The organism is Achromobacter sp. GbtcB20, from assembly GCF_019091095.1.
Lineage (GTDB): Bacteria > Pseudomonadota > Gammaproteobacteria > Burkholderiales > Burkholderiaceae_B > Achromobacter > Achromobacter mucicolens.
In genome coordinates this window covers 311423-337668 of record NZ_JAGXJZ010000001.1, presented here as the reverse complement: position 1 = coordinate 337668, position 26246 = coordinate 311423, and the positions used below count along the sequence as shown (strand labels likewise).

The 26246-nt window shown below is 65.8% G+C and carries 22 protein-coding genes; 13 read left to right on the top strand and 9 right to left on the bottom strand.

Translation table 11 applies throughout. From position 1 onward, the window contains the following. Positions 1-8: 8 nt before the first annotated feature. The 4 genes from KVT32_RS01555 to KVT32_RS01540 all read right to left on the bottom strand — a co-directional run bounded on the left by KVT32_RS01555 (position 9) and on the right by KVT32_RS01540 (position 5536). Positions 9-1178, bottom strand: coding sequence for an efflux RND transporter periplasmic adaptor subunit (locus KVT32_RS01555; RefSeq protein WP_217617557.1), 1170 nt, complete (start codon positions 1176-1178; stop codon positions 9-11). A gap of 44 nt (positions 1179-1222) precedes the next feature. Beyond that, entirely contained in the window at positions 1223-2731 is a 1509-nt protein-coding gene (locus KVT32_RS01550) for an efflux transporter outer membrane subunit (RefSeq protein ID WP_217617556.1), read from the bottom strand. Between the two features lie 79 nt (positions 2732-2810). Continuing rightward, entirely contained in the window at positions 2811-3266 is a 456-nt protein-coding gene (locus tag KVT32_RS01545; protein WP_217617555.1) for a MarR family winged helix-turn-helix transcriptional regulator, read from the bottom strand. A gap of 113 nt (positions 3267-3379) precedes the next feature. After that, positions 3380-5536 (bottom strand): transcriptional regulator, encoded by a 2157-nt coding sequence (locus KVT32_RS01540; protein ID WP_217617554.1) that lies wholly within the window; start codon positions 5534-5536, stop codon positions 3380-3382. A 125-nt stretch (positions 5537-5661) separates the two neighbouring features. Here KVT32_RS01540 and KVT32_RS01535 point away from each other — a divergent pair, with 125 nt between their 5' ends. Next, positions 5662-6510 (top strand): class I SAM-dependent methyltransferase, encoded by an 849-nt coding sequence (locus tag KVT32_RS01535; RefSeq protein ID WP_152384724.1) that lies wholly within the window; start codon positions 5662-5664, stop codon positions 6508-6510. Positions 6511-6771: 261 nt separating this feature from the next. Here the strand turns inward: KVT32_RS01535 and KVT32_RS01530 are convergent, their stop codons facing one another. Beyond that, positions 6772-7833, bottom strand: a complete 1062-nt coding sequence (locus tag KVT32_RS01530; RefSeq protein ID WP_175155737.1) for a LacI family DNA-binding transcriptional regulator — start codon at positions 7831-7833, stop codon at positions 6772-6774. 112 nt (positions 7834-7945) lie between these two features. Between KVT32_RS01530 and KVT32_RS01525 the strand changes: the two genes are divergently transcribed. From KVT32_RS01525 to KVT32_RS01505, 5 genes are all read left to right on the top strand, one after another. Beyond that, on the top strand, positions 7946-8968 hold the full coding sequence (locus KVT32_RS01525; RefSeq protein WP_062840772.1) for a TRAP transporter substrate-binding protein: 1023 nt from the start codon (positions 7946-7948) through the stop codon (positions 8966-8968). Positions 8969-8979: 11 nt separating this feature from the next. Further along, a complete protein-coding gene (locus KVT32_RS01520; RefSeq protein ID WP_217617553.1) occupies positions 8980-10860 on the top strand; it encodes a TRAP transporter large permease subunit in 1881 nt (626 codons plus the stop codon). 67 nt (positions 10861-10927) lie between these two features. Further along, positions 10928-11467 (top strand): VOC family protein, encoded by a 540-nt coding sequence (locus KVT32_RS01515; RefSeq protein WP_056318999.1) that lies wholly within the window; start codon positions 10928-10930, stop codon positions 11465-11467. Positions 11468-11492: 25 nt separating this feature from the next. Continuing rightward, the gene (locus KVT32_RS01510) at positions 11493-12770 is read left to right on the top strand and encodes a ribulose-bisphosphate carboxylase large subunit family protein (protein WP_217617552.1); all 1278 of its coding nucleotides are present in this window, start codon (positions 11493-11495) and stop codon (positions 12768-12770) included. After that, positions 12767-14140, top strand: a complete 1374-nt coding sequence (locus KVT32_RS01505) for a four-carbon acid sugar kinase family protein (protein WP_217617551.1) — start codon at positions 12767-12769, stop codon at positions 14138-14140. The genes KVT32_RS01510 and KVT32_RS01505 overlap by 4 nt, the downstream gene beginning before the upstream one ends. 30 nt (positions 14141-14170) lie before the next feature. On the opposite strand, the gene KVT32_RS01500 is transcribed toward KVT32_RS01505, so the two are convergent. Together KVT32_RS01500 and KVT32_RS01495 are read right to left on the bottom strand one after the other, a co-directional pair. Continuing rightward, positions 14171-16552 (bottom strand): DNA internalization-related competence protein ComEC/Rec2, encoded by a 2382-nt coding sequence (locus KVT32_RS01500; protein ID WP_217617550.1) that lies wholly within the window; start codon positions 16550-16552, stop codon positions 14171-14173. A 217-nt stretch (positions 16553-16769) separates the two neighbouring features. Continuing rightward, on the bottom strand, positions 16770-17555 hold the full coding sequence (locus KVT32_RS01495; RefSeq protein WP_152384732.1) for an SDR family oxidoreductase: 786 nt from the start codon (positions 17553-17555) through the stop codon (positions 16770-16772). 227 nt (positions 17556-17782) lie between these two features. On the opposite strand from KVT32_RS01495, the gene KVT32_RS01490 reads away from it, so the two are divergent. Then, a complete protein-coding gene (locus KVT32_RS01490) occupies positions 17783-18742 on the top strand; it encodes a GlxA family transcriptional regulator (RefSeq protein ID WP_254636712.1) in 960 nt (319 codons plus the stop codon). Between the two features lie 49 nt (positions 18743-18791). Here the strand turns inward: KVT32_RS01490 and KVT32_RS01485 are convergent, their stop codons facing one another. Then, positions 18792-19322, bottom strand: a complete 531-nt coding sequence (locus KVT32_RS01485) for a carboxymuconolactone decarboxylase family protein (RefSeq protein ID WP_217617549.1) — start codon at positions 19320-19322, stop codon at positions 18792-18794. Between the two features lie 23 nt (positions 19323-19345). Between KVT32_RS01485 and KVT32_RS01480 the strand changes: the two genes are divergently transcribed. From KVT32_RS01480 to KVT32_RS01460, 5 genes are all read left to right on the top strand, one after another. Next, positions 19346-20395, top strand: a complete 1050-nt coding sequence (locus KVT32_RS01480; RefSeq protein WP_371825559.1) for a cupin domain-containing protein — start codon at positions 19346-19348, stop codon at positions 20393-20395. A 97-nt stretch (positions 20396-20492) separates the two neighbouring features. Next, positions 20493-21416 (top strand): LysR substrate-binding domain-containing protein, encoded by a 924-nt coding sequence (locus KVT32_RS01475; RefSeq protein ID WP_056318978.1) that lies wholly within the window; start codon positions 20493-20495, stop codon positions 21414-21416. A 138-nt stretch (positions 21417-21554) separates the two neighbouring features. Continuing rightward, on the top strand, positions 21555-22532 hold the full coding sequence (locus KVT32_RS01470; protein WP_217617548.1) for a tripartite tricarboxylate transporter substrate binding protein: 978 nt from the start codon (positions 21555-21557) through the stop codon (positions 22530-22532). 46 nt (positions 22533-22578) lie between these two features. After that, positions 22579-23868: a M28 family peptidase gene (locus KVT32_RS01465; RefSeq protein WP_217617547.1), complete on the top strand. Its 1290-nt coding sequence runs from the start codon at positions 22579-22581 to the stop codon at positions 23866-23868. A 119-nt stretch (positions 23869-23987) separates the two neighbouring features. Beyond that, positions 23988-24437, top strand: coding sequence for a PA2169 family four-helix-bundle protein (locus KVT32_RS01460; protein ID WP_142054773.1), 450 nt, complete (start codon positions 23988-23990; stop codon positions 24435-24437). 84 nt (positions 24438-24521) lie between these two features. On the opposite strand, the gene KVT32_RS01455 is transcribed toward KVT32_RS01460, so the two are convergent. Next, on the bottom strand, positions 24522-25157 hold the full coding sequence (locus KVT32_RS01455; RefSeq protein WP_062840761.1) for a glycoside hydrolase family 19 protein: 636 nt from the start codon (positions 25155-25157) through the stop codon (positions 24522-24524). A gap of 239 nt (positions 25158-25396) precedes the next feature. Between KVT32_RS01455 and thiM the strand changes: the two genes are divergently transcribed. Then, on the top strand, positions 25397-26212 hold the full coding sequence (gene thiM / locus KVT32_RS01450) for a hydroxyethylthiazole kinase (RefSeq protein WP_056318960.1): 816 nt from the start codon (positions 25397-25399) through the stop codon (positions 26210-26212). Positions 26213-26246 lie beyond the last annotated feature (34 nt).

The window sequence follows — 26246 nt, the reverse complement described above, 5'->3', positions numbered from 1 at the left end:
GCGCGGGCTCAGCGGTTGGCGTCGATGATGGCGCGCACCTGCGCGTCGGCCTGGGCCAGCTCGTCGGCATACACGGCCGTCGTGTAGACCTGCGGCTGTCCTTGCGCCGCGACCAGCCGTTTGCCTTCGCGCGTCTCGGTGTCCACCTCGACCCGCATCGACAGACCCAGTTGCAGCGGTTGCGCCGCCACCTCCGCCGGGTCCAGCGCGATCCGCACCGGCACGCGCTGCACCACCTTGATCCAGTTGCCGGTGGCATTTTGCGCGGGCAGCAGCGAGAAGGCGCTGCCGGTGCCGGCGTCCTGGCCGAGCACGCGGCCGTGATAGACCACGCCATCGCCATACAGGTCGGTCGTCAGCCGGACAGGCTGGCCAATACGCACATTGCGCAGTTGCGATTCCTTCAGGTTCGCCGTGACCCACAGCTGGTCCAGCGGCACCACCGACATCAGCGGCGCGCCAGCGGCCACGCGCTGCCCGACCTGCACGCCGCGCTTGGTCACCACTCCGCCCACCGGCGCGACGACTTTCGTGCGCGCAAGGGCCACGCTGGCGTTGCGCAACTGCACGGCCGCGGCCTGCACGTCCGGATGCGTTTCGACCGTGGTGCCGTCGATCAGCGCATGGTTGCGCTTGAGCTGTTCACTGGCGACCGCCAGCGCGGCGCGCGCGGTGCGCACGGCCTGCTGCGCGTGCACCAGTTCCTCTCCCGGAATGGCGCCGATCCTGGCCAGCGCCGACCGGCGCGCCACGTCTTCCTCGGCGCGGGCCAGGTCCACCTTGCGCAGCGCCACAGTGGCGCCGTCCTGCCCGGCCATCGCGAACTGGCCGCGCACCTGCCGCACGCTGCGCGCCAGATTGGCGCGCGCCGCGTCCAGCGCCAGTTGCGCGTCCACCCCGTTCAGCTCGATCAGCACCGCCCCCGGTTCGACCCTGTCGGTGTTGTCCGCGCGGATCGCGGTCACCACCCCGCCCACCTGCGGCGTCACCTGCACGACATTGCCTTCGACATAAGCGTCTTCCGTCGACACCCATCGGCCGTCAGCCTGCGCGGCATACGCGCCGGCCAGCAGCGCGACCGCCAGGATTGCCGCGCCGCCGGCGGCCACCTTGCGGGCGAAGGCGTTGCGCGGCCGGGATGAGGGGGATGGAGAATTCGGGGCGGCTTCGGTGTTCATGGCTTGCAAGTGCTGAGAGAAGGATGATCGGGCGGGATGGCGGCTTATGACCGGGTTTGCGTCGCAGCGCCGGAATCGGCCGTCGCGGGCGTCCCGGATGCGCCGGGCAGATAGCCGCCGCCCAACGCGCGGATGAGGTCCAGATGCAGCGTGCGGTTGCGCGTGTCCAGTTCGATCAGCAACTGCTTTTGCTGCAGCACCTGACCTTCGGCGGACAGCACCTGCAGGTAGCTGCCCACGCCGCTCCGGTAGCGCGCGGACGCCATGTCGTAGGCCTGCTGCGTCAGCCGCAGCGCCTCGCGCTGCTGGGCCGAGCGTTCAGCCTGCCACCGCAGGGACACCAGCTGGTCCACCACGTCATGCAGCGCCGTGACCAGCGTGCCGTTGTACTGTTCGACCGCCGCGTCGTATTCCGCCTGGCGCGCGCCCAGGTTGCCGCGCAGCCGGCCACCGTCAAAGACCGGCAGCGACACCGCCGGGCCAATGCCCAACACGCGGCTGCCGGCGTTTAGCAGGTCCGATAGCCCCAGGCTCTGCAAGCCGGCAAACGCGGTCAGGCTGACGTTGGGATAGAACTGCGCGCGAGCGGCTTTGATCTCGGCGCCGGCTGCTTCGGCGCGCCAGCGGTGCGCCACCACGTCGGGCCGACGGCCGATCAATTCCGCCGGCACCGTCGTCGGGATCGCCTCGGCAAAACGCCCGCGCAGCGCCGGCCGTCCCAGCTGGATGCCCGCGTCGGGGCCCCGGCCCACCAGGGCGGCGACCTGATTGCGCGTCAGCGCGATCTGTTCGTTCAACGCGGCGATGCGTTCGCGCGTGGCGGGGAGCGCGGCTTCGGCCTGCGTCATGTCCAGACGTGAATCCAGCTGGGCGTCGACGCGGCGCTGCGTCAACGCCAGCGTGGTCTCGCGTTGACGCAGCGTCTCTTCGGCCAGATCGCACAGCTGGTAGGCGGCGTCCAGTTTCAGATACGCGCGGACCAGCGAGGTCGTGAGCATCAGCTCGGCGGCATGCAGGTCCACCTCGGCGGCCTGCGCGCGTTGCAGCGCCGCGTCCAGCGCCGCCCGGTTCTTGCCCCAGAAATCGATCTCGTAGCCCACGCCCGCCTGCAGGTCCGCCGTCCAATCCCACGCGCCGGCCAGCGGCTGCGGCGTGGTGCTGTGCTCGCTGAACCGCTGGCGCGTCGCGCGGCCGCTCAAGTTTCCTTGCGGCGACAGCGGCGCCCCCGCGACGCTGGCCAGCGCATCGGCCTGCCGCACCCGCGCCGCCGCCGCCCGCAGGCTGGGCTGTCCGGCCAGAGCAGCCTGCACAAGCTGGTTCAACTGCGCGTCGCCGAAGGTCTCCCACCACGCCTGCGTCGGCCACGCAGCCGGCGAGACGGGCGATCCTTGCAAAGATGCGCTGACTGCCAGCCCGTTCGCGCTGCCGATCGACGATTGGGTGTGCAGACCGCCCGTGCTTGCACATCCGGCCAAAACAGACGCAGCCAGGACGAGGCCCGCACTGCGCCACAGGCGCGGGAGGCAATGGATAGACGAGATGGGCGACTGCATGGTCGAGAGAGCTTTTAATATGCCCAGGCTGTTTATGCCTAGGCAGATAAATGGATAAAAAAAATCGCCGGCGGAAGACCTACTCCGCCCGCGCGTTGATCAGGATGCGAGACAGCAGCTTGTGCAGCACCTGCGCTTCGGCTTCCGAAAAACCATCCAGCAACTGGCGAAACGCGATTTCGGTGGCCTGGCGCGCCTGCGGAAACGCCGCCTTGCCCTGCTCGGTCAGCTCGATCAGCGAGCTGCGGCGGTCGGCCTCGTTTTCCACGCGGCGGATAAAGCCTTTGGCCACGATCCGGTCCAGCAGCCGGGTCATCGCGCCCGAGTCATACGACAGCACGCGGCAGAAGTCGCTAAGCGTGCGGCCCCACTCCTTGACGATGCAATTGAGCACGACGTATTGCTGAACCGTGATCTGCAGCGGCGCCAGTTCGCGGTCCAATGCGTCCAGAATGCCATTGCGCACCGAGGTCACCAGGAAACCCAGTTCACCGGTGCACAGTTCGTCCAGCACGGAAGGTGTTGCGTTGCTCATGATGGGTCTGGCGCGTCGCGCTTGAAATCAATGAACGGGATATTAGCTGCCTAGGCAGTTAAATAGCAAGGGAATCTTTTGAGGCGTGGTGAATTCGGAACGCGGGATCCGCGTTACCCGATGCCGATCCGCCGCGCGCCCTCGCGGAAAAGAGCCTGCGTGTCGGGCTCCAGCCGGAACGAGGCCAGAAAGTCTTCTACGCGGTAGGACGGCTGCGCCTTGCGGATCGCCGGCAGAAATCCCATCGCCTCGTCCGTCCTGCCAGCCAGCGCCAGGCAGCACGCCGCTATTGCCAGGATGTGCACGTGCGCGTTGGGCCGGGCGGCCGCCTTGACCGCCCACCCCGCCGCCTCGTCGATCCGGCCCAGCCGCACCAACGCCAGCGCACGCACGGCCAGCATGCCGAAGAGCAGCGGATCGAAGGGGCTGAGGTGACGCGAATGGTCTGAGGCGCCGATGGCCGCTTCGGCGTCGCCCATCTGGCAATCGACAAAACCCAGCGTGTAATGCGCCAGCGCGAAATTCGGACTCAGGTCGACGGCGATCCGCAACTCGCTCACCGACTGGTCCTGGCTGCCGCGCAGCCACAGCGCACGCCCCATCGCCCAATGCGCCGCCGGATCCCGGTCATCGGCGATCAGGCTTTGCCCGGCGGACTCGAATGCCTGATCGATGGCCGCCTCCTGCTCGCCCCAGCGCTGGAACGCCGTCTGCCAATGCGTGAAGGACAAGCCCGCGTAGGCGCGCGAGAACGTCGGGTCCAGCCGCACCGCCATCTCGAAGAAGTGCTGCGCCTGTTCGTTGTCAGTGCGATTGAACCGGTACATATGCCACAGGCCGCGATGATGCGCCTGCCAGGCGTCCAGCGAATTGGGCGGCGTGAGGATGGCGCGGTTGCGCTCGGCGGCCTCGATCTCGATGTCGACCGACGCCACGATCCGATTGCCGATCTCGTCCAGCGCCAGCAAGGCGTCGTCGAACGGATGGTCAAGCACATCCGCCCAAACGATACGCGCGGTGCGGGATTCGACGAGCTGCACGTCGACCGCCAGGCGCTGCCCATGGCGCCGCAGCGAGCCGCTGACCACGTAGTCCACGTTGAGCGTGCGCCCGGCCTCCTCCGGTCCCACGCTGCGTTGGTCCAGGGCAAACACGGTGCCCTGCGCGATGACGAACAGGCTGCGCAGCTTTGCCAGCCGCGCGATGACGTCAAAGGCCAGCCCGTCCGCCAGCCCGCCCCGGACGCCCGCTTGCGCCGACCTATCCACGAACGGCATGACGGCAATCGATGCCCGACCGCGCCGGTACGGCAGCGCGTCGGCCGGACGCGTGGGCAAATCCGTGTCGGCCACGTCCTGCGGCGCTATCCGGGCCGCAAACACTTCCGGCAATGGGGCAGGTTTCATCGGCGCTGCGGCGCCTGCCGGGGCCGGACTCAACGCTGGAACCGATGACGGGCCGCCGCCTGCCCGCCGGGCGCGCACATCGCGCCACGCTTCGCGCAGCGGCCGCCCATCCAGCCCCTCGGCCTCGAAGGCGCGCACGGCCGCGGCCAGATGCTCCTCGCCTTCACGCCATTGCCCGCGCAGTCCCAAGGCGTCCAGCTTCAGTTCATGGGCTTGCGGATCGAACGGCAAGAGCGCAAGCCACTTGTCCAGGCAGGCAAACCGTTCCTCCGACCCCTCGGGCAGGAGAACGGCCTGATGCGCCAACACGGCCGTGTGACAGGCCCGCAGCCGCCGCCGCTGCGCGGTCAGCCAGCTGTGAAAGAACGGGCTGCGGCCAATCTCCAACCCTTCCAGAAAGTCCCCCGCGAACATGGCCGCAAGCGCGCGCAGACGCTCCGGGCTGGCCTTGCGTATACCCGCCTGCATGGCCGCCCCGATGTCGATGACGTCCACACGGCAGTCGGACAGGTCCAGGCGCACGGCGTCCTGCATCGTCTCGACCCGGCGGCGGCCGGGCTCGTCCAGCAGGCCCCGCGCCTTGCTCAGGCACCAGCGTAGTTCGCCGCGCGGATCGTTCGGAATGTCCCACAGCAGTTCGCACAGGTGCGAGCGCATCACGGCGTTCGGGGCCAGCGCCAGGTACGCGATCAGCGCCCGCAGCTTGCGCGACGGCGGCAGCGCAAGCGGGACGCCGCCCCGGCTGATGCGCATCGGCCCCAGCATGTGCACGTGGATGCCCGCGCCGGACGAATCCACGCCGGACGAATCCACGCCGGACGAATCCACGCCGGATTCCACGCCCGCTACCACGCCCGCCTCCACGTCCCGTTCCTATCGTTGTTTCCGGGGCGCACGGCACGCGAACATCGTCGCGGCGCTGGTTGCATCACCCCGGCGCGCTGGCCACGGAGGCCGTCGCGCACCCCACGCACTAACGGAGACTCACCATGTCCATTTCCTCCCTTGCCACCAGTGACGTGCGCGAAACCGCACAGCCCGACCTGGCTGCCTTGAAGACCCGCCAGCAAGGCACCTGGTCCTCCGGGGACTACGCCGTCGTCGGCACCACGCTGCAGATCGTAGGAGAACAGCTTTGCGAAGCCCTCGATGTCCGCGCCGGCCAGAAAGTGCTGGACGTCGCCGCCGGCAACGGCAATGCGACACTGGCCGCCGCACGCCGCTGGTGCGACGTGACCTCGACCGACTATGTGCCCGCGCTGCTGAGCCGCGGCCGCGAACGCGCCGCCGCGGAGCGCCTGAAGGTCGAATTCCAGGAGGCCGACGCCGAGGCGCTGCCGTTTCCGGACGCGTCGTTCGATGTCGTGATGTCGACCTTCGGCGTCATGTTCACGCCCGACCAGGACAAGGCCGCCGCCGAGCTGATGCGCGTGTGCAAGCACGGCGGCAAGATCGGCCTCGCAAACTGGACGCCCGACGGCTTCATCGGCCAGATCTTCAAGACCATCGGCAAGCACCTGCCCCCGCCCGCCGGCGTCAAATCCCCCGCGTTGTGGGGCACCAAGGCGCGCATCGAAGAAATGTTCGGGCCGCAGGCCGCATCGATCACGTGCGAACCACGTCACTTCGTGTTCCGCTACCGCTCGCCCGAGCACTGGATGCAGGTCTTCAAGACCTACTACGGCCCGTTGCTCAAGGCGTTCGGCGCGCTGGACCCCGCGGCGCAGACGGCGCTGACGGCCGACATCACCGCCCAGATCGACCGCTTCAACCGGTCCGGCGATTCGGCGGTGGTGGTGCCCAGCGAATACATGGAAATCGTGATCACCCGCCGGTAAGCGCATGGCAAACCCCGCCTCGCAAGAGGCGGGAGCTTCCTGGCGGCTGGCTGTGTGGTCCATGGCGCAGCGCCCTCCCGGCTGTCGTCCGGCGGGCGCCGGGCAACCGTTGTAGAGGAACCTTCCGTTGAAGTAGGCAGCGGCATGCCCCGCCGCTGCCGCACTGGGTGCGAGCCCATAGCCGAAATCATACGCCCGCGACTCGATGATCGGCGCAAATGCAGGGGCGCGTGAGACACCCGCCGACCCGCGCAGCAGCCCCTACGGCAAGTTTTCCCGGAATATCACCTGGCTGCGCGCCAATTCAACCCCGTTCATCGCGCTGCGCTTATCCCGCAAATTGCTGAAAATGCGCACGCAGCTCATCAGCGCTTCCATGGGGCTTTGCGTGATGACGGCGTCCATCGTGCCGTCGATCAGGAGCGCACGCGTGTCGGGCGTCAACCCGTGCCCGATGAAAACCACGCGGTGCTGCTGCCCTGCCTCTTTCAACGCCCGGGCCACGCCGTCCGACGCGCCGCCGATGTTGTAGATGCCGGCAAGCTGCGGATACTGCTCCAGCAACTGGCGCGTCTGCTCGTAGTTGCGCTGCGCATCGTCGTAGCCTTCGCGCAGGTCCACCACCTGCATCGCCTGGAATTGCTCGGCATACAGCTGCAGAAATCCGCTTTCGCGCTCTTCATGGGCGCGGTAGTGCCGCGATCCCGCGATCAGCGCGACGTGCGCCGCGCGCAGGCCAATGAAGCGCGCGATCAGGTAGCCGGCCGTGCGCCCCGCCGCGCGGTTGTCCAACCCCACGTACGCCGTGCGGGCGCTGTTGGCGATGTCGGAAATCAGCGTCACCGTGGGCACGCCCTGCTGCGCCAGCGCGTTGACGGCCTCGCGCACCACCGGATGTTCCAGCGCCATGAATGCGATTCCGTCGGCGCGCTTGCCGTGCTTGGCCAGCGCCTGCGCCAGCGCATCCGGATTGAAGCTTTCCACGTATTCGACGTGGCACTTGGCGTTCAGCGGCGCAAAGTGCTCGTGCGCAAAGTTGACGGTGTCGCCCAGCATGCGCAAGTAACGGTTGCTGCCGCGCGGCAGCAGGAACACCAGCCGCATGGGCTCGGGCGCGGCCGCCGCATACGCGGCTTCGTCCGGCAGATAGTCCAGATCGATGGCCGCCTTGAAGACCTTTTGCGCGGTGGCCGGGCGCACGCCGGGACGGCGATTGAGCACGCGGTCGGCGGTGGCGGTGGACACGCCGGCGCGGGCGGCGACATCGGCCAGGCGGGCAAGTCCACGGGTGGAGGCGGATTTACTCACATCAAAAACCATCATGAATAGGATTTGACGATGATACCGCCTATTCACTATTGTCCATTCTGCCGCACGGCTTAGGCGGTTTTGTGGCACATCAAAAAACATCATAAGCACGACAACGGAGACAACCATGAAGCTGCTTACACGCCGCAGTGCCCTGCGCCGCCTTTGCGCGGTCCCCGCCCTTGCCGTCGCCGGCACCGGCTTTCCGCTGATCGCCCGCGCCGCCGATTACTCGCTCAAGTACGGCAACAACCTGCCGGTGACGCATCCGCTGAACATCCGCGCGCAGGAAGCGGCCGAACGCATCCTCAAGGAAAGCAACGGCCGCGTCGACATCAAGATCTTCCCGAACAACCAGCTTGGCGGCGACACCGACATGCTGGCCCAGGTGCGTTCCGGCGGCATCGACTTCTTCACGCCGTCCGCCCTGGTGATCGCCACGCTGGTGCCGGTGGCCGCCATCAACGCGGTCGGCTTCGCGTTCAAGGACTACGACCAGGTCTGGAATGCCATGGACGGCGCGCTGGGCGCCCACGTGCGCGCGGCCATCGCGCAGCGCAAGCTCTATGCCTTTGAAAAGATGTGGGACAACGGCTTTCGCCAGACCACCAGCAGCAAGGGCCCTGTCAATACCGCCGCCGACATGGACGGCCTGAAGATCCGCGTGCCCGTGAGCTCGCTGCCGATCTCCATGTTCAAGGGCCTGGGCGCCGCGCCTGCCAGCCTGCAATTCAGCGAGGTCTATTCGTCGCTGCAGACCAAGGTGGTGGACGCGCAGGAAAACCCGCTGCCGATCATCCAGGTCGCCAAGCTGTACGAAGTGCAGAAATACTGCTCCCTGACCAAGCACATCTGGGACGGCTACTGGTTCATCGCCAACGGCCGCATGTGGGAAGGCCTGCCCGCCGACCTGAAGACGGTCGTCGCGCGCGGCATCAATGAAGCGGGCCTGGCACAGCGCGAAGACATCAAGAAGCTCAACGCCTCGGTGCAGTCCGACCTGGAATCCAAGGGCCTGGTGTTCAACCAGCCCTCGGCCGACAGCTTCCGCGAGCAACTGCGCACCGCGGGCTTCTACAAGGAATGGCAGGGCCGCTTCGGCAATGAGGCCTGGGGCCTCCTGGAGCAGTCCGTCGGCAAGCTGGCCTGAGGTCGCGCGTCATGGCCTCCCTGTCCGCTCCCCACGCCGCGGCGCCCGCGCTGCCGGCCAATCCCCTACGCCGGGCGGCCGGCGCGCTCGACACCGTGCTGGGCACCGTGGTCGAACACGTTGCCGCAGCCATCGTGCTGGTCGAGATCATCGTCCTGTTTGCCGGCGTGGTGGCGCGCTACGTGTTCCATAGCCCGCTGGTCTGGTCCGATGAACTTGCCTCCATCCTGTTCCTCTGGCTGTCCATGCTGGGCGCCGTCGTGGCCCTGCGGCGCGGCGAACACATGCGCATGACGGCGCTGGTGAACAACGTCAGCCCGGCACGCCGGGCGCAGCTGGAAACGGCGGCGCTGGCGGCATCGCTGGCGTTTCTGGTGCTGATCCTGGCGCCCGCCATCGAATATGCGCACGAAGAGCATTTCATCATCACCCCCGCGCTGGAGCTGAGCAACGCCTGGCGCGCCGCCGCCATCCCCGTCGGCATGGGCCTGATGGGCATCATCGCGCTGCTGCGCCTATTGCGCACGCAGCCGCTGCCGCAGGTCGCGATGGCGCTGGCCGGCGTGGCCGCCGTCGTCGGCATATTCTGGATGGCGCAGCCGCTCTTTTCAGGGCTGGGCAAGCTGAACCTGGTGATCTTCTTCGTGGGCATCGTCGCCGCCACCGTGTTCTCGGGCGTGCCGATCGCGTTCTCCTTCGCGCTTGCCACGTTCTCGTACCTGGCGCTGACCACCAACACGCCGATGGTCGTCATGGTGGGCCGGCTGGACGAAGGGATGTCGCACCTGATGCTGCTGGCGGTGCCGCTCTTCATCTTCCTGGGTTCGCTCATCGAAATGACGGGCATGGCGCGCGCCATGATCCAGTTCCTGGCCAGCCTGCTCGGCCACGTGCGCGGCGGACTGTCCTACGTGCTGATCGGCGCCATGTACCTGGTGTCCGGCATCTCGGGTTCCAAGATCGCCGACATGGCGGCCATCGCGCCCGTGCTGTTCCCCGAAATGAAAAAGCGCGGCGCCAAGCCGGGTGACCTGGTCGCCCTGCTGTCGGCCACCGGCGCGCAGACCGAAACGATTCCGCCGTCCATCGTGCTCATCACCATCGGTTCGGTGACGGGCGTGTCGATTGCCGCGCTGTTCACGGGCGGCCTGCTGCCCGCCGTGGTGCTCGGCCTGGCGCTGTGCACCGTGGTCTGGTGGCGCTACCGCAAGGAAGACCTGAGCCTTGTGCAGCGCTTCACCTTCAAGGAGATCGGCCGCTTCTTCATGATCGCGCTGCCCGCCGTGGCCCTGCCCTTCGTGATCCGCGCCGCCGTCGTCGAAGGCGTGGCGACCGCCACCGAGGTCTCCACCATCGGCATCGTGTACTCCGCCGTCGTGGGCCTGTTGATCTACCGCTGCTTCGACTGGGCGCGTGTCAAGCCCATGCTGATCGAGACCGCGTCGCTGTCCGGCGCCATCATGCTGATCGTGGGCTGCGCGACCGCCATGGCGTGGGCGCTGACGCAGTCGGGCTTCTCGGGCGACCTGGCCAAGCTGATGGCGGGCATGCCCGGCGGCAGCTACGGCTTCCTGGCGGTGTCCATCGTGGCCTTCATCATCCTGGGCAGCGTGCTGGAAGGCATCCCCGCCATCGTGCTGTTCGGTCCCCTGCTGTTCCCGATCGCGGTGCAAGCTGGCGTGCACGAGGTCCACTACGCGATGGTCGTGATCTTTGCGATGGGCATTGGCCTGTTCGCCCCGCCCTTCGGTGTCGGCTACTACGGCGCCTGCGCCATCAGCCGCGTCGATCCCAACGAAGGCATCCGCCCGATCTGGGGCTACATCGGCGCGCTGCTGATCGGCCTGATCGTCGTGGCCGCCTTCCCCTGGTTCTCCATCGGTTTCCTGTGACGCGACGCGGCCCCTCGCGGGCCGCGCCCTTCCCGTCCCTCAGCCACCCCTTTTAAAAAGATCCATCATGAGTCGTTTCCTGGGCGAGATCCGCCAACTCGGTTATGTCGTGCACGACATCGAAGCCGCCATGGACTACTGGAGCACCAAGCTCGGCGTGGGCCCCTGGTACTACAACCCCCGCGTGCCGATCGTGAACTATGAATACGACGGCCAACGCCACGAGCCCCACAATTCCGTCGCGCTGGCCAACTCCGGCTACGTGCAGGTCGAACTGATCCAGACCCGCAACGACGTGCCGTCCATGTACCGCGACTTCCTGCAGGCCGGCCGCACCGGTCTGCAACACGTCGCCTACTGGACCGAAAGCTACGACGCCGATCTGGAGCGCCTCTTGGCGCAGGGCTTCAAGCCCAAGATGAGCGGCGAAGTCGGCGAAAAGGGCCGCTTCATCTATTTCGACACCGAATACCACCCCGGCACCGTCATCGAGCTCTCCGAAGTCGCGGGCCCCAAGGGCCGCCTCTTCGACCTGATCCGCGAAAGCTCGGTGAACTGGGACGGCAAGGACCCCGTCCGCGCCTTCCCCGACCTGAGCCGCCTCTGATACGCCCCTGCCGCACACCGCCACCATGAATTCCCAATCGTTTACCGCCACCTACCTGATTGAAACCCCCGTCGACCCCGCCAAGGTCGCGGAAGTCATGGCCGGCGAGCAGTCCTGCGGCACCTTCACGCGCGTTCAGGGCGAAACCGACGAGCTGCGCGCCCGCGCGCGCGCGCGCATCGAATCCATCGAAACGCTGGAAACGGTCGACGCGCCCAGCCTGCCCAACGCCTACCTGGCGCGCCAGCCGGGCGGCATGCCTAGCAAATTCCAGCGCGCGCGGATTCGCATCGCGTTTCCCGTCGCCAACGTGGGCGCCAACCTGCCCACGCTGGCGGCCACCGTCGGCGGCAATCTGTACGACCTGGGCGAGGTCACCGGCTTGCGGCTCGAAAGCATGGAACTGCCCGCCAACTACCGCGCACAATTCGACCTGCCGCAGGTGGGCATCGCTGGCACGCGCGCGCTGACCGGCGTGGACAAGGGCCCGCTGGTCGGCACCATCATCAAGCCCAACGTCGGCCTTTCGCCCGAGCAGACCGCGCATCTGGTGGCCCAGCTTTGCGCGGCTGGCGTGGACTTCATCAAGGACGACGAGGTGTGCGCCAACCCGGCCCACGCCCCGCTCGCCCAACGCGTCGCCGCAGTCATGGCCGTGGTGCGCGCGCACCGCGAACGCACCGGCCGCAACGTGATGGTGGCTTTCAACATCACCGACGAAACCGACGCCATGCGCCGCCACGCCGACCTGATCGAACGCGAAGGCGGCACCTGCGTCATGGCCAGTCTGAACTGGTGCGGCTATTCGGCCATCCAGACCCTGCGCCGCAGCACGCCGCTGGCGCTGCACGGCCACCGCAACGGTTTCGGCGCGCTGTCGCGCCATCCGCTGCTGGGCATAGGGTTTCAGGCCTACCAGACGCTGTGGCGGCTGGCGGGCGTGGACCACATGCACGTGCACGGCCTGCAAGGCAAGTTCTCGCAGGAAGACAGCGAGGTCGTCGAGTCGGCCCGCGACTGCCTGGCGTCGCTGACGCCGGGCATCGACGACGCCGTCATGCCCGCGTTCTCGTCCGGTCAATGGGCCGGCACCGTGCCCGCCACCTGGGCCGCCGTGCGCAGCGACGACCTGCTCTTCATGTCGGGCGGCGGCATCCTGGCCCACCCCGACGGCCCCGCCGCCGGCGTGCAAAGCATCCGCCAGGCCTGGCACGCCGTGCGCGACAACCAGACCCTGCAAGACTACGCCCGCAACGCGCCGGAACTGCAGCGCGCGCTGGAATTTTTTGGAAGCCGCGCATGATTGGCGGCGCCGCGCCACAGGTGTGCTGGTATGGCGACGACTTCACCGGCGCCACCGACACGTTGGCCGAGGTTGCTCGCGCCGGGCTGCGCAGCCTGCTTTTTCTGAGCGTGCCTTCTTCCGGACAACTGGAACGTGCCGGGCCATTGGATGCCATCGGCATCGCGGGCGCCGCCCGCGGCATGGCGCCTGCGGAGATGACGGACGAGCTGCGGGCGGTCGGTGCATTCATGGCAAGCATCGGGGCGCGCGTGCTGCACTACAAGTGCTGTTCCACCTTTGACAGCGCGCCGCACGTCGGCAGCATTGGGGTGGCGGTGCGCGAATTGCGTCGGCATTTTGCGAATCCCATCGTGCCGATCGTGGGTGGGCAGCCCAGCATCGGCCGGTATTGCAGCTTTGGAAACCTCTTTGCGCGCGCAGGTTCCGCGCCGGAGGTTCACCGCATTGATCGCCATCCCGTGATGAGCGTGCATCCCGTGACACCCATGCACGAGGCGGATTTGCGATTGCACCTGGAGGCGCAGGGTTTGGCGGGCATCCGCTCGGTGCCGCACACGGCCTACCCTTCGGCCTTGGAACCAGGTGCGAGGACGGGTGCAGCCCAGGCCGCCGCCGCGCACTCAGCCGCGCTCGCTGCGTGGATCGATCAGATCATCGGAAGCACCGACGGTCCGCTGCTGCTGGATCTGATAGACGAATCGCAGCTCCCCGTCATCGGCCGTTTGATTCAACGTGCCGCTTCCCGCGCCCCCCTCTTGGCCGTCGGCCCCAGCAGCGTGCAACAGGCGCTGGCCCGCGCTCGACCCGCGGGAAACGCCAGCGTCGCACCGGCGACGCCACTCGGCCCGGCCAATGGCCCGGTGCTGGTCGTGGCGGGCAGCCTGTCGCCCGTCACCGCCCGGCAAATCGCCGCGTGCGAAACCTACACGCGCCAAGCGCTGCAAGTCGAACGGCTGCTGGCGGATGACGACTACGCCGCGCAACAGGTCGCATTGGCCGCCGCCACGCTGGCCCAGGGCCGCAACGTGCTGGTGCATACCGACAAGCCTGCCGGCGCCGTCAACGCAGACCAGACCACCGCCACCGCCCGCGCCACCGCCAGGCTGGTTGCCGACATCGTGCGCGCCAGCGCCCAGGCCGGTCACCGGCTGAACCGCATTGGGATTGCCGGTGGCGACACGTCCAGCCAGGCAACTCTTGCGTTGGGACTGTGGGGATTGGCGTTTCGCTGCGTGCTGGCGCCCGGCGTGACCGTCAGCGTTGCACGCAGCGACGATCCGGTGACGGATGGCGTTGAGCTGATGCTCAAGGGCGGGCAGATGGGTGGGGATCGGCTGTTTGACGAGTTGGCGGCCGGCAAGGTCTAACCCCCGGCCCACGCGTTCTGACGTGGGGGGCTAACGACCATGCCAATACCGTCTCGCACGCTCGCGCTGTCCCCACACTTCCAACGCATCCGGCAGCGACGCCGCCATCACGGCGCCGTCCCGGTCGCTACGCCAGAAGCTGCTGCCCGCCCGGCTCCAACGCAGCTCCACCGCCCGTGCCGGGTGGCGGAACCGGTTCAGGTGCCCAGCCTGCGCAACGGCATGGACGGCCTGCGTCGCATTCACCAGGTCATGCCCCGACGACGACCCTGACCCGTGATGCGGCGCCAGCACCACATCGGCACTGGCAAGCCCCTGCGCCACCATGTCTCGCTCCTGCGCCACGCCGACATCCCCTGTCAGCAACAGGGTATGGCTTGCCCCCTCCACGCGCAGCACGCAACTGTCGGCATTGCGGTCATCTGCCTTCGCGCTGCGTTCTGACGGCCCCGGATGCAGGAAGGCGAACACCACCCCGTCCGCTTCCCATCCCAGCCCTCGTTCGCACCGCGCCATCGTATCGGGCAACACCGGTTCGGCATTGCCAACGTCGGGCCACAACCTTGCGTCGCGCCGTAGATAAGCGGGCAGATCGAACGAGGTATAACTTCGCCCCACCGGCACCGCCCCCAGCACCGCGCGCGTGCCGCCGACATGATCCATATCGGCATGCGACAGCACCAGCACATCCAGCCGCCCGATTCCCCGCGCTTGCAGAAAAGGCGCGACGACCCGTTCCCCCGCATCGCTGCCGCCGTAGCTGCGCGGGCCCGCGTCAAACAGCAACGACCGAGTCGCCGTTTCCACCAGGATGGCGCTGCCCTGCCCCACGTCCATCGCGCTCATGCGCCAATGGCCCGGCTCAGGCCTGTCGGGCCGCCAGAACAGCACCGGCAGCATGCAGAACCACCCAAGGTGCCGCCCCGGCCAACCCTTCGCCTGCAGGGCCCAGATCATGCCCGCCACCGCCAGCAGCAGCCAGGGCCAGCCGGCCGCGGCAACCGGCACGCTCGACCAGCTTGCATTGCCGACCCACGCAACCGGCGTCATGGTGAGGTCGAACGCGGCCAGCCCGGCTTGCCCGACCAACGCCGCCAGCGCCTCGGCGCCGGGCACGGACGACAGCGCCGCGCACAGCAGCGCCAGCGGCGTCACGATGAACGTCACCGACGGAATGGCGACGGCATTGGCAAACGGCGACCCCAGCGACACCTGATGCACCAGAAAGGCCAAGAGCGGCATCAGTCCTACCGTGACCATCAGCTGCACGTGCGCGGCCTGCCGCAGCCGGGCTGCGCATCGCGCGCGCCAGCTGGCATCCACATCGATCGGGGCGGCCGCGATGCGCAACAGCACCGCCACCGCGCCGAACGACAACCAGAAGCCCGCAGACATCGGGGCCCACGGGTCCAGCGCCACCACGGCGGCCGCCGCGCAGGCCAGGACCCGATCGCCCGACAAGGGCAGCCGCGACAACGCCGCACCCAGCACCACCAGCAGCATGAAAAACGTGCGGCGTGCGGGAACGCCCCAGCCCGCCAGCAGGCAATACAGCAACGCGACCACCGCCGCCACCGCCCCGCCGGCAACGCGCGCAGGCATCCGCTCGGCAAGGCCCACGCCCCGCCACCGCACGCGCCGCCAAAGCGACGACGCCAGCAAGCCAGCGATACCGGCAATCGATGTCACGTGCATGCCGCTGATCGACACCAGATGCGTGATGCCGCTGCGATTGAAGATCCGCCAGTCGTCGCGCGCCACGCCGGCCTGATCCCCAATCGCCAACGCAATCAGCACCGGCGCGTAGCGATGCTCGCCCAACGCCGCGCGCATGCCCTCGCGCACGAGATGCCGGGCACGTTCGATGGCAATGCCGGGCGTGGCCCACGGCCGGTCGTCCAGCAGGACGGGCTGCCCGCGCACGGTTCCCGTGGCGCGAATGCCGTTGGCAAACATGCGCCCCTCCACGTCCGGCCCCGCGGGGTTGAGCAACCCATGCGGCCGCCGCAGCACCAGCGCCATCCGCCACACTTGCCCGGGCAGCACCAGCGGCACGGCCTGGTTGGACCCCGCGCCAGCCTGCCAGGTGACCTGGACGTGCGAGGGAATGCCGGGACGAGCGGGCGGCATCACCTCGGCCAGGAAGCGCTGACGCTTCGCGTCGCCATCGGGCAATGCGGCCACGCGCAGCACCAGCCGCGACACCTGATCCTGATGCGCATCGGCAAGCCCATCGTCCAACCGTTGCTGCGCTTGCAGCGCCGCATTGATCAGTCCGGCCGAAAGCCCTAGCCCGAGGGACGCAAGTACACGGCAGGAACGGTTGCCCGCGCGCGCCCATACGAAACATGAAGCGGCGCCCCCCGCGGCCACGAGCCATAGCACGAAAGTATCGGGCAGGGACGGCAGCATCTGCACCAGCCCCGAGCCCGCGACAAACGCAATACAGAACGAGCGACCCGTGATGGTGTTCTCCCAGAAACCGAAGAGAGTAGGTCACGGCAAGACTGGAATTAGCGGCAAGTGAACGAATCGATCCCCCTCGGCCAGCCGCCACCATCTGGCGGTCAGTCCGTACGCCAGACGAAGAAATGGGAGCGCGCGCACCGGGTTCTGCAGCGAGGCGGGATCACTTGACCAAGTAACGTGCGCCCGGCGACGAGTGACCAAAGCGGCTGGAAAGTTGCTTGCGAGCGGCTTCGAAGTTGTCCCAATCCGCGCCGTCTTGCAGTGGGGGAATGGTCACGACCTCCCCGATATCAAGGCCGGTCAGAGCGGCATCGACCATGTCCTCCGTGCGCATGACGATCTCGCCCGGAAGGTTGCTGTGCGGCAGTCCTGCCACGTCCCAGAATTCAGTCGCGGTGGCGCCTGGCAATACGGCCTGAATGCGCAAGCCCTTGGCTGCCAATTCATGATGCAGGGATTGCGTAAGCGCCAGGACATACGCCTTGGTGCCGCCGTACACGCCGTTCAGGATTTCCGGGCCGATGGCTGCGATGGAAGCGATGTTGATGATGGTGCCGCCACCTTGCTTGATGAAGACGGGCGCGGCGGCATAGGTCAGGCGAGTCAGGGCTGTGACGTTGAGGTCGATCATCTTGACCATCTCGCCAATATCGCTCTGCGCAAGCGGCGTCACCGCGCCGAAGCCGGCGTTGTTGAGCAGCAGGTCGATGCCGCCATTGGCCAGAATGGTTTCGACTCGCGCCACTCCCTCGTTGCTGCCCAGATCAGCGTTGACGGTTTGCACGTTGCGCCCGGTGGCGGTCGAGATCCTTTCTGCGACCGCGCTCAGTCGATCCTGGTTGCGGGCCACCAGGATCAGGTCGAAGCCCCGACGAGCCAGTCGATCGGCATAGACGGCGCCGATTCCGGAAGACGCGCCAGTGATAAGTGCGGTTTTGTCAGTCATGGTCAAGCTCCTTAGTTGATGTGCTGCGTTGCGTTGTTGATGCGATGAAGTCATTGTGCTACCAGCGGATATGGCATTTCAGACAACAAACACGCAATTTCTGCCATCACTTACGCCGAAACACACACACCCCGCCATTAAGTGACTGTTTAATAAGCAACAATTGACATTGCAGAGTTTCGATGGCAATGTCTTCAACAATCAGAAAAACGCATTTAAGGACTTCCATGATTAAGCGCATCGGACTGGTCGTCTATCCGGGCTTCCAAGCTTTGGATTTGGCTGCCCTCACCGTTTTCGAATTTGCAAACGGCTTGCAGAAAGACGTGGTGTACGAATTCGCTGCCTTATCGGTCTCGGGCGGACTCATTGAAAGTTCGACCGGCGTCGTTGTCGGCACCGAGGCGATAGGTTGGGGAAGCTATGACACGCTGCTCATCGCAGGTGCTACAAGCATTCCCAATGCGACACCTGACATGATCGATAAAATTCGACACGCAGCCGGAGCAACCCGGCGCGTGGCAAGCATCTGTACAGGTGCCTTCATCCTGGCCAAGACTGGCCTGCTGAACGGTAAACGGGCCACTACGCACTGGTACTTCGGAAGACTTCTGCAGGAGCAAAATCCCGAAATTCAGGTTGACGAGGACAAGATCTTCATCAAGGATGGCGACATGTGGTCATCGGCCGGTGTGACAGCGTGCATCGACTTGTCGTTGGCGCTGGTCGAGGTTGACCTAGGCGTGGAAATCGCCAAGACCATATCGCGCCTCATGGTCGTCTACCACCGCCGCACGGGTGGGCAGTCGCAGTTCTCGGCGATGGCGGAAATGGAGCCTAGCTCTGATCGCGTCAAGGAAGCCCTGAGATTTGCAAAGGAGAACCTGAGCAAGGATCTGAGCGTCGAGGATCTGGCGGAACACGTGCATTGGAGTCCCCGTCATTTCAGCCGGATTTTTCAAATGCAAACAGGCATGGCGCCCGCAAAGGCGATTGAAAAGCTAAGAATCGAGGCTGCCGAGACGCTCATTGATCAGGGCCATGCATCAGTAAGCCGTATTGCCTCGCTGACGGGATTTGGCGATGAAGAGCGCATGCGTCGCGCATTCATGCGGTCGCATGGCGTTACGCCGAAGGCCTTGGTCTTGCAGGCCCGCAGCAAGCGCGACAACGTTTATATCAACTGATTCCAACACGCCGGAAAAATGTTCCCGGCGTGTTTTCCGCGCGCCGCGATTACGGAATTTGTGGAAAATCGATTGCCGTATCGTTCACGCGATTGAAGATATTGGTGAATGTGATCACAGAGACGACCAAGCCAATTTCAATGATTTCGGCATCGCTGAATCCAGCGGACTTGATATCGGTAAAGGCCTCGTCGGCAAGCGTGCCAGGGTTGCTTGCAAGCTTGCGAACAAAGCGGGTAAGCGCATCGAAACGCACGTTTCCGGTAGATTGATCTGCAATGACCTGCTTCAACGTCTCTTGCGGAACGCCTGCCAGCTTGCCAACCAGGAAGTGCGCGGCTTGGCAGTAATCGCAACCCGATGCCGAACTGACGGCCAGCTTGATGACTTCCTTTTCCTGTCTGCTCAAGGTGCCGGGCACACTGTCCGCCTGCAAGATGGCTTTCAGGGCGGCAGGGTTGTGTGCGCCGATGGCCGCGTAGGCATTCGGGACGCGACCAGCCGCCTTGCTGATCTGGGAAAAGAGTTCTGCAGTGGCTCCAGAGGCAGACTCAACCGGAGGGGTAACGATTCGGGACATGACTAACTCCTTTGAGAGCAAAGATGGGAGTAGTCACTGTATTTCTCTCAACGACGTTGCTGAAGACGAGCAAGGCTCAACAATATGCTCATTCGTCTCACACACCTGAAAGCGCTGAATTCGCGAACATGACCAATACTGACTGGCTAAGCAACCTGCTGGATATCGTGACCGTGAGAGGACGCCTGGAGGTGCGCTGCTTGTTTGGTGCCCCGTGGCGCGAGACGTTTGAACAGGCGCCTGCCGACGAGATTCCCTATCACGTGATACTGAGCGGCAGTGCCGTGCTTGAACTTCCAGATCAGCCGCCGCAGCTTCTTGAGGCAGGGACGATCTTCATGGCGGTTGACGGTGGCCCGCATGTCCTGCATGACGGAAGTGGCAAGGCGCCCCTGCCGATCAAAAAGCGCAGTCTCGCCAACATCACGGTCGGCGAAAATCAAGGGCCGGGTGCCAAGATGGACATGTTGTGTGGACGATTCATGCTGAAGGAACCCTATGACAGGCTCATGCGCAAGCATCTGCCTCCTGCTCTGATCGTCAACACCAATCCGGATAATCAGGCCGACCGGAGCACCGAGCTCAATAACCTGATCGGTTTAATCCGCAATGAGTCAATGAATGAGCAGCTAGGCGGCCTCGCCATCCTTAACGCCTTGTCCACTGCGCTGATGGCAGTCGCATTGAGACATGCGGCAAAAGCCGAACAAGCCGCATCTGGATTGCTTGCATTAACCAACAACCCGCGCTTGGCGCCGGCCTTGAATCAGATGTTTCAAGCGCCGGGACAAGCCTGGACACTCCCTGACCTGGCTGCCCTTTGCAATATGTCCCGCGCCACTTTTGTCAGGCATTTCCAGGAAGCGCTGGATTGTTCAGCAACGGAGTATTTGACGGACATACGCATGTCAAAGGCTGCACAACTCTTGCGCGAAAGTGGCGAATCCATCGGCGGCATCGCCGAGCGCGTGGGTTATCAGTCGGACGCGGCGTTTCAACGCGTGTTCAAGCAGCATCTTGGCGTGACTCCCGCGCAATGGAGAAAATCACCTCGAGCCGGTCTGGCGAATTGATTACCCCTGACTATGGTGCGACGTGCGCCCGCATGCGATTTACCGTCCGGGCGCACGCAGTACAGTAGCGCCACCCTACTCTCACGCCCCGCTTCCCATGAAAGGCTCCCGCAACTCCCTGTCTTCGCTGCGCATCTTCCTCACCGCCGCCGAAACGCTGAACTTCAGCCGCGCGGCCGAAGCGCTTAGCCTGACGCAAAGCGCGGTCAGCAAACACGTGGCGGCGTTGGAGGGCCGATTGGGCACCGCGCTCTTCAAGCGCATGCCTGCGGGGCTGCGGCTGACGTACGCGGGCGCCCTCTACCTGGAGCGCATCAGCGCGGCGGTGCGGCTCATCGACGAGGCTGACGCGCTGGTCGCCAACCCCGCGTCGCGCGTCGCCCTGAACGTGGCGGTCTCGCCGTCGTTTGCGCAGTTTTTCCTGCTGCCCAGGCTGGCCGAGTTCTTTGAATTGCACCCTGAGATCCGCGTCAACATCCGCCCTCGCCTGCTGCATGGCCGCGACCGCTCCGAACGGTTCGACGCGGAAATCCAGCTTCACACGGGATATGTGTCGGGCATGAGCGCGCAGTATCTGTGCGGCCGCGAAATGGCGCTGGTGGCAGCGCCCTCGGTGATCAAGCGCCATCCGGTCAAGTGCGTGGACGACATCGCCCGATTGCCCTTGCTCAAGCGCGCCCAGCGCGGCTATGGCTGGGACGAGTGGCGCGCCGACGTCGCCCCGTTGTGGTCCGGTCCCGCCGCCACCGCGGCGGAATACGAAGGCTTTTCGATCCTGTTGCCGGCGGTGCTCAATGGCTTGGGCGCGGGCATCATGCCGCTGTGCATGGTGTTGGAGCATCTGGAGTCGGGACGCCTGGTGCGGCCCTTCGGCGAGGCCATCGAAGGCCGCTACGGCTATCACCTGATGCAGCCCCGTCCCAACGTCGGCGGCCCCTACTGCGAAGCGTTCTGCGAGTGGGTCATCGCCCAGGGCCAGGCGCTGAACAGGCAAACGCGGCAATACGCGGGCATTGCCTAGAACCTGACTGCTTTCAGGCCGCCGGCCCCGCAAAAGCACCTATTCCAGTTTGGAATATCCTATGCGCATACTTCCTTTGCGGGGGGCCAGCGCGCGCACCACAATGACGTGAATAATTCATGGATCACCATAAAAATCATGTTCAAGTGGAAAAAACTGCTGGCCGCCATGGCCATTCCCGCGTGCTTCGCAAGCGTGCAATCCGCCTCGGCCGCCTATCCCGATAAACCCGTCAAGATCGTCGTGCCGTATTCGGCGGGCGGCAGCTCGGACGTAGTGGCCCGGGCGCTCAGCGATCAATTGAGCGCCGAACTTGGGCAATCCGTCGTGGTGGAAAACCGCGCCGGTGCGGGATCGATGCTGGGCACCGCCTACGTGGCGACCGAAGCGCCCGATGGCTACACGCTGTTGCTGGCCGACGTGCCGTTCACCATCGTACCGGCGCTGTACAAGGACCGGGTGAAATACGACGCGAAAAAGGATTTCGCGCCGATCACGCTGTTGGGCTTGTCGCCCATGTACCTGTTCGTGAATCCCGGGTTCGAGGCGCAGGACGTGCCGTCGCTGGTCAAGATCGCTTCGGCCAAGCCGGACACCGTCTCCATCGGTTCGGGCGGCAACGGCTCGCTGACCCATCTGATGGCCGAACTGTTCATGCAAAACACCGGCACCAAGCTCGCGCATATCCCCTACAAGGGCGCGTCGGCATCGGTCAATGACTTGGCCGGCCGCCAGATCGACGCCAGCTTTACGACGATGGCCTCGGCCGTTGCCCTGTTCCAGAGCGGCAAGATCAAGCCGATTGGCGTGTCCTCGCCCGCCCGTCAGATCGGCACGCCGGACGTGCCGACTTTCCAGGAACTGGGCTACCCGGGCCTGACCGTGCAAAGCTGGTGGGGACTGGTCGCGCCGGCCGGCACGCCTGAGCCCGTCCAGAAAAAACTGTCGGAAGCGATGGCCAAGGTCATGCAGTCCGAGCCCGTCAAGCAGCGGCTCGCCAGCGTGGGCATGAACCTGCCGCCCGACACCAGCGCCGCAGCCCTCAAGGCGTTGCTGACGCAGGACTTCGCCCGCTGGGCCGATCTGGTGCAGCGCGCCAATATCACCTTCGAATAACACGCAAGCAGCGCCGCGCGGCATGCGCGCGGCGCCGGAGACATTGATGACGACAAGCTGGCAACAGCAGGCCGCCGACGACGCGGCCTTGATGCACGATTTCCAGACTCTTTGCAGTTTTGGCGGTCGCCTGTCCGGCACCGGGCAGGACGATGCAGCCATGGACTGGGCGCTGGACCGGCTCCGGGAAATCGGACCCGACGTGCGGCGCGTGCCGGTGTCCTACGAGGGCTGGCGCTGCCTATCCAGCCGCCTGACTCTGCTAGGCGACGCGCCCGAGGATCTGGAGTGCGTGCCCCTGCTGCGCTCGGCCTCCACGTCCGCGCAAGGCCTGGAAGGCGAAGTGCTGGATGTCGGCGCGGGCCGCCCAGAGGACTTCGAGCGTGCTGGCGATGCCGTGCGCGGCCGGATCGTGCTGGTGCGACATGAATATCCGTTCTCGCAAACGCACGTGCACCGCCGCCGCAAATACGACATGGCGGTCGCTCAGGGCGCTGCCGCCTTCCTCATTGCCAACACGCTGCCCGGCGCGGGCCCCTTGTCCGGCTCTTCCGGCCGCCCCCGCGACGGCGCGGGCATTCCCGCGGCCTATATTGGCCACGAAGCCGCTTCCGCATTGACCGCCCGGTCCGGCGCCCGTGTCCGCTTGCAGATCCAGGGCGAAGAGTTGCGCGATTCGATGGCCTGCGCCGGCGTTCTGGACCTGGCCGGCGGCCGGGACAGCCGGATCGTGATCAGCGCCCACATGGACGGCCATGACCTCGGCCAGAGCGCACTGGACAATGCCACGGGCGTTGCCGTCGCGCTGGCTGCCGCGCGGTTGCTGGCTAAACGGCTGGGGCCCGGCACGCCCGGACTGCGCATCTGCTTCTTCACCGCTGAAGAATGGGCGCTGGCCGGGTCGGCCCGCTACCTGGCCGACATGCCGGCCGCCGAGCGTCAGCGGCTGAAGTTCGACATCAATCTGGACACCGTTGCGGGCGACGACACGCTCTGCGCGCTGATCAGCGACTATCCGGCGCTGGCGGACGTGGTCCAGGACACCGCCGCGCGCGCCGGGGCGCCAGTGTCGCACTGGCTGCCTTTCATGCCGAACTCCGACCACGCCAATTTCGCCAAGCAAGGCATTCCTGCCCTGCGTCTGGTTGCGGGCTTCGAGAAACCCGAATCGCGCGTGCGCCACATCCTGTCGCGCGGCGATTTGCCGGACATCATCCGGGAAGACGAACTGCGCAACGCCTTGGCGGTCACCTGCGCGATGGCGTCGCTGGCGCTGGAGATGACCGATCCGGAACTGGATGCGCTGAAAGCCGGTTCCACTTGCCCGCGCGTCTAGCGCAACCTCGGCGACCTCGATTGCCCGGCCGCGATGCGGGCCGGGCACGCCGCTTGCTGAATATCCGGTTCCACAGGCAGCACCCCGCTGCCTGATCCTTCCAAACCAAGGAGACCGATATGGCCGATCATGTGATCAAGGTGCTGAACAACCTCATCGAAACGTCGAAGAACGGCGAGAAGGGCTTCGCTTCGGCGGCCGAGGACGCGAAGGCTCCCGAGTTGCAGGAACTCTTTCGCAACCGCTCCCGCGATTGCGCCGCTGGCGCCGCAGAACTGCAAGCGCTCGTGGCGCAGATGGGCGGCGAGCCCGAAGACAGCGGCACGGTGGCCGGCGCCATGCACCGTGGCTGGACCAACATCAAGGCAGCGGTTTCCAGCCGCACCGACCTGACGCTGCTCGAGGAATGCGAGAAAGGCGAGGACGTGGCCAAGGCCGACTACGACAAGGCGCTGAAGGAAACGCTGCCGGAAAATGTGCGTGCCATCGTCGAACGTCAATACCAGGGCGTGCTGCACAACCACGACCAGATCCGCGACCTGCGTAACCGCTACCGCGCCACGACGTAAGCGTCGCGCTGCGAACCAAGCAGTACATGAAACGCCGCCTGCCCGATGCAACATGCGCCGGGCAGGCGGCGCGTTGCCGCCGGGCTATCGCATCAGTTCGGCATAAACGCGCTTGAACAAGGCAAAGCGCTCCTTCAGCCCCGCCAGTCCCCCGTTGATGCGCCGCGTAATCCGGGCAAAGTCTTCCAGATCGTCGTCATGGGTCCGGTCATCGGCCAACTCATTCAACCCACGCGACTGCCAATACCAACCCGCGCTCAGCGCCGCCCATTTCGGGTCGGCCAGCAACTCGGGCATGTTGACCAGGTCAACGCCCATCGCATCGCCTGCCGAATCGTAATTGCTGCGTCCCGTCAGCTGGATGATGCCTCGTCCGCGATATCGGTAACCATCGTTGCTTAACTCATCGCCATTGCCCATCCGGTTTGCGTAAACCAGATTTGCGAGTCCCTGCGGGTTATTCACGTAGGGCATCGCGGACGCTTCATCCGGAAATCGTTTGGGCCACACCTTGGTCAACCGCGCGGCGGTTGAGTAATTAAGGTTTTCCTCGATCCGGTTGTATTGGCTGGATTCATAGCCCGTCTGCGCCAGAAAACTCGCCATGCGGTCAGGGGTTTCAATTTCGTACTTCTGAAACGCGGGCGCCAACGCTTGCGCCCACTCGGCGGGGGCTCTGCAGTTGGGAAACACGCGTTGAAGTTGTTCGGAACTCAGCATGGCGGTTCCTCTGCTTGGCTTCAGGGGTCATGACGCCCGGACGATATCGTCGTGCGCCCAATCATCACGACGATCCGGGGCCGGTCAATGATTGTGAACCGGGCGTGAAAGCTGCCCGTACCTCAAATTGGGTATGGCCGGCGTGCTGTTGCGCAACGCGAGCTTGACACCTCCCGGGTTCCCCCGGGAACATACGCCATCAACCCGGGGAGCGCGTCCCCGCGCAACATCCGCCCGGCATGCCCCATTCCCTTCTGACTCCCCTCGCTCATCACGCCCAGGACCTGCTGTCCGCCGTCCGCCGTGACGCGCCGCTGGTGCAGTGCCTGACCAACTTCGTGTCCATGAACTACGCGGCCAACGCCGTGCTGGCGATCGGGGCGTCGCCCGCCATGGTCCACGCCGAAGAAGAGGCCCCCGAGTTCGCCGGATTCGCCGGCGCGGTTGTCATCAATATCGGCACGCTTTCCTCGCCCTGGCTGCAAAGCATGCTGCTGACGGCCAAGGCCGCCGCGCACGCGGGTACTCCCTGGGTGCTTGATCCGGTCGCACACCACGCCACCGCCTTTCGCCGTGACGCCATCCAGCGGCTGCTGGACCTCAAGCCCGCCATCATCCGCGGCAACGCATCCGAGATCATTGCGCTGGCCGGCGGCCTCAGCTCGGGCAAAGGCGTGGATGCGCGCGACGCCGTGGCGCATGCCGAGCAGTCTGCCCGGGACATCGCCACGCAGCGCCAGACGGTGGTGGCAGTGACGGGCGAAACCGATTACGTGACGGACGGCGCACGCGCCGTACACATCACGGGCGGCTCGCCGCTGATGCCGCGCGTGACCGCCACCGGGTGCGCGCTTAGCGCGGTGGTCGGGGCGTTTGCCGCGGTATCGCGCAACGATGCGTTTGCCGCGGCCGTGGCCGCGCTGTCGTGCTTCGGCATTGCGGGCCAGCGCGCCGCGTTACATGCCGACGGACCGGGATCGTTCGCATGGCGGTTCCTGGATGCGCTGGCCGCGCTGGAAGCGGATTGCCTGACGCGCGAGTCTCCCCTGCGTTGATTTGGCCCCGCGCATGTCACGGGTAGGTCACACA